This window comes from Clostridium sp., from assembly GCF_051654825.1.
In the GTDB taxonomy this organism is placed as follows: Bacteria; Bacillota; Clostridia; order Clostridiales; family Clostridiaceae; genus Clostridium.
Genome location: NZ_JBOFYU010000269.1, coordinates 1 through 6,664, shown reverse-complemented (window position 1 = coordinate 6,664; position 6,664 = coordinate 1). Strand labels below are relative to the sequence as shown.

General features: G+C 28.2%; 4 protein-coding genes. All 4 read left to right on the top strand.

Features of this window, described 5'->3' with window-relative positions:
* Positions 1 to 161 precede the first annotated feature (161 nt).
* The 4 genes from ACRDBA_RS16515 (at position 162) to ACRDBA_RS16500 (ending at position 6,604) form a co-directional block, all read left to right on the top strand.
* Complete coding sequence (locus ACRDBA_RS16515; protein ID WP_438574030.1) at positions 162 to 848, top strand: tyrosine-protein phosphatase; 687 nt, start codon at positions 162 to 164, stop codon at positions 846 to 848.
* Positions 849 to 976: 128 nt separating this feature from the next.
* Complete coding sequence (locus ACRDBA_RS16510) at positions 977 to 4,279, top strand: NPCBM/NEW2 domain-containing protein (protein WP_438574029.1); 3,303 nt, start codon at positions 977 to 979, stop codon at positions 4,277 to 4,279.
* Positions 4,280 to 4,448: 169 nt separating this feature from the next.
* Positions 4,449 to 5,351 carry a radical SAM protein gene (locus tag ACRDBA_RS16505; protein ID WP_438574028.1) on the top strand — a complete coding sequence of 301 codons (903 nt, stop codon included), beginning with the start codon at positions 4,449 to 4,451 and terminating at the stop codon, positions 5,349 to 5,351.
* 8 nt (positions 5,352 to 5,359) lie between these two features.
* Complete coding sequence (locus tag ACRDBA_RS16500) at positions 5,360 to 6,604, top strand: radical SAM protein (RefSeq protein ID WP_438574027.1); 1,245 nt, start codon at positions 5,360 to 5,362, stop codon at positions 6,602 to 6,604.
* The last annotated feature ends 60 nt before the right edge of the window (positions 6,605 to 6,664 follow it).

The window sequence follows — 6,664 nt, the reverse complement described above, 5'->3', positions numbered from 1 at the left end:
GGTTACAGCGTGGGCATTTTATATTAGTCTTGTTCATTGTTCTTCTCTCCTTTTCTGAGGGGGTATTATTTAGTTTCGCAAACCTATTGTATTTCCTTAGGTTGAGAAGAGCAATGTTCATATAAGTTAACAGATCGATGAAATATATAAGGGGGAGAAAAATGAGTAGGTTTTTATTAAGTAGTACACTAAATACAAGGGATTTAGGAGGATATTTTATCGGAGAGGAACTAGCTACTAAATATAATGTGTTTTTGAGAAGTGACCTTCCAGCAACTATATCTGATAAAGATAGAGAGTTGCTATTATCAAATAATATAAAGACGATTATTGATTTAAGAAATGATGAGGAAGTTAAAAATAAACCTTCTGCATTTAAAGGAGATGAAAATTTTAATTATCATCATTGCAAAATATATGGTGATGGAAGATTACCAGAAAGTGTAGAACTAGTACCAAATTCATATTTTGAAATGATAGATGAGCAAAAAACTATATATGTTGTTTTAAAGATAATATTAAATTCTAATGGAGGAATACTTTATCATTGCACAGCAGGCAAAGATAGAACTGGAGTAGTAACAGCATTGCTTTTACTAATAGCAGGTGTTTCTAAAGTAGATATATTAGATGATTATAAAAAATCAAAAGAATGTTTAAAGCCACTTTTAGAATCATTTTGTGAAGAAAATAAAAATGTAGATATAAATATCATCACACCTAAAGAAGAGTATATGGATAGATTCTTAGATCTATTTCATGAGAAATATAATACAGTGGATGAATACTTAATTCAAATTGGATTAAGCAATAATGAAGTAATAAAGTTAAAGGGGAAAATATGCTAAGGATTTTAAAGTGACCCTATATACTGGTAATTTTGTAAAATATGTTTACAGTCATTCATAAAGTAGTTACAATTAATATATATAGTAAAATTTAGCAAGTATAAAACTTAAGAGGGGTTGAATATTATATGAAAAACAAGTACATAGTAGCCTTGGTTTTAATGACATTAGTCTCGAACTTTAGTATTAGCCATGTACCTGTATTTGCTAGCAGCAATTCTTTTATTTTAGAAAAAAATAAATTAGAAGAAGAAAAGGATATAGCTATAAAAAAATTTGGGATTAAAGATTTTAAAGAGTTATCTGAATATAATGATATTTTCAAAAAAGATGTTAAGTCCATAACTAATAATGGAGGACAATATTGGGATAGAAATATTGAAAAAGCTATAGATAACAATCTAGAAACTTTTTGGGAAACTGGTAGACCAAACAGTAAGGATTTTAAAAATGAAATAACTGTAACTTTTGAAGATATAGAAAGTATTAATAGGATTGTTTATTCAGGAAGAAGAGATGGCACAGGGGCTAAGGGGTTTCCATTAGAATTTGAAATATACTCTTCACTTACAGATGGTAAAGATGATTTTGTTTTAGTTGGAAAGGGAAAGTATAAAAATAATCCAACTGAGGATGTAATGGAATTTAAGCTTAAGGAAGCCACAAACTTTAAGAGATTAAAGATTAAGTTTATAAATTCCTATGATAATTGGTCTAGTGCTTCAGAGCTATGGTTTTATGGTGAAGACACTACATTAGATTCTGTAAGTAATTTATTTGCTAATGGAATTTATACAGAATTAAAGGAAGAATATAATGATATAGATAAGTTACTAGAATTAAGGGAAAAAAGTGAGATCCATCCTTTAGCAGATAGATTATTAGAATTAGTAGACATGGCTATAGAAATTTATAGTGGTGAAAACGTTGTACAAGGTGTGGTTATGACACCAACTAGAAATGGAAATATGCAAAGATATGTAGCAGAGGCTCAGCTTCATGGAATGTCAACTAATATACAGCCTACAGGAGTATATGGAGTTCCTGGTGATAGGATAACTGTATTTGTAGATGTAGATGAAAATGATCCATGTCCAAGCATTGTATTTACACAAGTAGAAGGTCATTATGGAAATTGGTATAGAGAATATACTTTAAATCCTGGAATTAATGAAATAGTAGTTCCAGAAATTTATGATGAAGCATGGACAGAAAAAACTAAAAAAGGTGGTCCAATCTACGTAGTAAATCCATATACAAAGGAAGAGCAAAAAAGATCACCTATGATAAGGATAGAAGGTGGAGAAAAATATCCTATTTACTATGATAATGGAAATGAAGAGGAATTTTTAAACTTTTTATATAAGTACAATGAAGCTTTACAGGAAGATGATGAAAGAATACTAGATTTAGTTGAAATTGTAACAGACTCAATAATTCTTACAGGAACTACAACAGGAGCTTATGAAGCTTATTTTGAAAAAGGAGTAACTCCTGAAGAAACTACAAATTTTTGGGTAGATACAATGAATGAAATATTTAGATTTTATGGTATAGATGGCTCAAAGGAAAATAATAAAAAAGAAAATATAAGAGAAACTATTAGGCTTATGCAACCTTATGGTGCTATGTATGCAGCAGGTGGACATATTGGAGTTCAAAAGGATGTAATGACTACTATGTTAGTGCCAGAAATGTTTAAGGATAGTTCCTGGGGATTTATTCATGAAATAGGACATAAGTTAGATCAAAGAGGAAGAACCTGGGGAGAGATTACAAATAATGTAGTTTCAAATCATATGCAACAATATTTTAATGGAATAGATAATGATAGAGTTCCATATGAAGATTTAGTTTATCCAAAGGTTGTTAGTGATGATGAACCTGTAGACTTTAATGAGGGAGATTTATTTGAAAGCCTTGGAATGCTTTGGCAACTACAATTAATTGATGATAACTATTGGTCCAAGCTTCAGCAGCTTTATAGAGATAGAATACCAAGTGTAGATGATAATGAGCAATTAAAAAGAGATACATTTATAGAATATACTTGTGAAATTCTTGGAATTAATTTAACTGAGTTTTTTGAAAGGCATGGTTTTTCTCCTTCAGAAGATACGATATATAAGCTTGAAAGCTATAAGGATACAGGCAAAAAGTATTGGTATTTAAATAGTCTTGCTAGAAATTATAATGGTACTGGAATTCAAGATAGTCACTGTGAAATAAGAGAAATAGAAACAGTAGATAATGGCAAAAAATCAGTTATAAAGCTTAGTATAGAATCAAAGGCTAATGGCTCAGATATATTAGGTTATGAAATAATTAGAAATGGAGAAAAAATAGCGTTTACCACTAATAGTATCTATTATGATAGCAATGTGGAAAGTGGACAAGTTTATGATTATAAGGTAATAGCTTATGGTAAGGACTTAAGCACTTCAAAGGAAAGTAGTGTAAAATCACAAAGTAGTGATGCTCCTATATTTTTAATGGAAGATGGAATTACAGTACTTAGAAATTCAGAATTTAATCCATTAAAAAATTTAAAGGCAGTGGATTATAAGGGAAAAGATATAAGCTCAAATATTAAAATTAAATTTAATAATGTAATTACAGATTTTCCAGGCATTTATAAGGTTATATATGAGGTAGAGGATTCAAATAAAGTTAAATCACAAAAGACATTTAAGGTTAATGTAGTAGATGGATTTGATTATGTAAGTGATAAAGAATGGAAAAGTGCAAATACAGGTTGGGGAACAGTAAATAAAAATAAAAGTGTAGACAATAATGATATAAGGGTTAATAAATACAGCGAAGATATTACCTATGAAAAGGGAATAGGTACACATGCAAATTCAACTATTATTTATGATGTATCAGATGAAAACTATGATTATTTTACTTCTTATGTAGGCGTAGATAAAGAAGTGGATGGGTCTGTAGCTTCAGTTACCTTTGAGGTTTGGGTAGATGGAGTAAAGAAGTATAATAGTGGTAAAATGATAGCTGGTTCACCAGCTGAATATGTAAATGTAGATATAAAGGGAGCAAAAGAAGTTAAGCTTGTTGTAACTGATGCAGGTGATGGGGCTGGATCAGATCATGCTGACTGGGCTGATGCAAAATTTATTAAAGAAATAAGCAAGGAAAATATAATACTTTCTAAACCTAATAATTTAAAATCAGAGGAAGTAAGTGGAACTTCAATAAAATTGTCTTGGGATGAGCCAGATAATATTTTAGGGTTAAGAGAATATGTAGTTTATAAGGATGGTAAGGAGTATGAGACATTACCTATAAATACTACAGAAATTGTATTTGATGGTTTAAGGATTAATTCTATTTATGGGTTTAAAGTAGTTGCAAGATATGTAAATGGAAATGAGTCCAAGCCTGTATCAATAAATATTAGAACTTCAAAATAATTATGTTTATAAAAAATAAGGCTAAAATAATATTTTTATTTTGGCCTTAGATTAACTAATAAGCTAAGTTGTGGGGACTAAAGCTTAAGTAGAAGTAAATGGAATTACTTTACAATTAAAATAATGAATGTATAATTATATACATAAAATGGGAAAAAGGGTGAGGTTTATGAAGGTTGGGGATTTTGTTCATTTTGCGAATTATGGTATGAAAACAATATTTTTAAAAGAGAAAAAGCCTATTTTAGGAACTATAATATTAACTGACTATTGTAATTTATCATGTAAACATTGTGCAGTTAATAATATAAATAAAATAATATATCCATATGAGGATATAAAAAAAGAAATGGAATCAATGTATGAGGATGGAATAAGAATATTGTTTTTCTGTGGTGGAGAAACATTATTATGGGAAGATGGGGAAAAAACATTAAGAGATTTAGTAAAAGAAGCAAAGGAAATGGGGTTTTTCATAGTTAATATAGTTACAAATGGGACTATAGACTTAGATTTACCTGAGGTAGATGTAATATTTTTAAGTTTAGATGGATTAAGAGAAAATCACAATATTATTAGAGGGAATACCTTTGATACAATAATGAGAAATGTAAATAAGGCAAATGAATCTAATATATGTGTTTATATGGCTATAAATAATAAAAACTTTAGAGATATTGAAGGGCTTTGCAAGCTTGTTAAAAACAATGATAACTTAAAATCTATTTCATTTAATATTCATACTCCTTATGAAGGAACAGAGGATTTATCATTGAATAATATTCAAAAGGATTATGTTATAAATGAAATAAAAAGAATGATTGATTCAAAATATCCTGTTTTTAATTTAAAATCTGCTTTAAATTATTATGGTAAGGAAGGTTCAGATAATCCTTGTGAGCATTGTATAGTGTCTGAGGGAAATAAAAGATATACATGTGGAAGATGTATTGAAGTAGATGGATTATGTAAGGAATGTGGTTACTTATTTGCAAATGAATTTAATCAATTATGTAGGGGTAATCCACTTGTGATATTTGACATGATGAAAACTTATCTAAAATATGTATAGGAGGATTTATGGTAAGTAATATACTAAGGATAATAGAGACTAGAAGCTTTAAACCATTAGGTTTTACTAATAATAATCTAGAATATATTGATACTGAAGTAAATGAAATAGGGCTCTATGTCCATATTCCATTTTGCAAGATATTATGTCCTTTTTGTCCATATAATAAGGTTAAATATAATAGAGAGCTTGCATTAAGATATAAGGATGCATTAATAAAGGAAATTTATAATATTGGAATTAATTATAAAGATAAGAAGATTACTAATATATACTTTGGTGGTGGTACACCTGCTCTTATGATTAATGAACTTCAGGATATAGTTGATGCCTTAAAAAATGTTTTTAATATAAACTGTGATATGGGAATAGAATTACATCCTAGAGATGTAACTAAAGAGCTTTTAGATAAGCTTATAAAAATTGGTTTTACAATGGTTAGTCTTGGGATACAATCCTTTCAAGAAAAAAATTTAAAGACATTAGAAAGAGAAACTGTAAGGGGAGAAGAAAAGGTAAGACTTTGCTTTGAAGCTGGGTTTAAGGTAATAGATGTAGACTTGATTTTTGGAATAAATGGACAAACTGAAATTGATTTAAAAGAGGATTTTAAAATAGCTTTTAATAATGGAGCTACACAAGTTTCAACTTATCCTTTTATAGATTTTTCATATTCTAAAAATAAAAGTAAACCAGTAAATACTAAGGAAAAAAAGAAGCTTTTAAATGCTTTAGAAAATATAAGTAATAGTTTAGATTTAAAGAGGACATCAGTTTGGACATTTGGTAAAAAGGATACTCCTAAATATTCTTCAATTACTCGTGATACCTTTATAGGTTTTGGTCCAAGTTCAGCTTCATTAACTAATAAGTATTTTAAAATAAATACATTTTCAGTAGAGGAATATATAAAAGCTATTAATAAAAATAAAAATCCTAAAGCATTAACTATGGATTTTTCATTAAGAGTTAGAGCTTTATACTGGGGATTTTGGAATTTATATACCTTAGAATTAAGTAAGGATATATTTAAAAAGATTTTTAATAAGGAAATAGAAGAATTATTTTATTTTGAATTATTATTAGCAAGAGGACTTGGAATAATAAAAAAGAATAAAGAAGGATATAAACTTACAAAGAGAGGAATTTATTTATATCATCTTATAGAACAGCATTATACTCATCAATATATTGATAAAACATGGAGTATATGCACAAAAGAACCATGGCCTAAAGAAATTAACTTATATTAAAATTTAATATTTAGAATTAAATCTACTAACTTAGAGAAAATAACAATAAGGAATTTTTTT

What these genes read in the sequence shown, in the direction of transcription:
- ACRDBA_RS16505 (WP_438574028.1), top strand. Translation starts at nt 4,449, where the DNA reads ATGAAGGTTGGGGATTTTGTTCATTTTGCGAATTATGGTATGAAAACA.
- ACRDBA_RS16500 (WP_438574027.1), top strand. Translation starts at nt 5,360, where the DNA reads ATGGTAAGTAATATACTAAGGATAATAGAGACTAGAAGCTTTAAACCA.
- ACRDBA_RS16515 (WP_438574030.1), top strand. Translation starts at nt 162, where the DNA reads ATGAGTAGGTTTTTATTAAGTAGTACACTAAATACAAGGGATTTAGGA.
- ACRDBA_RS16510 (WP_438574029.1), top strand. Translation starts at nt 977, where the DNA reads ATGAAAAACAAGTACATAGTAGCCTTGGTTTTAATGACATTAGTCTCG.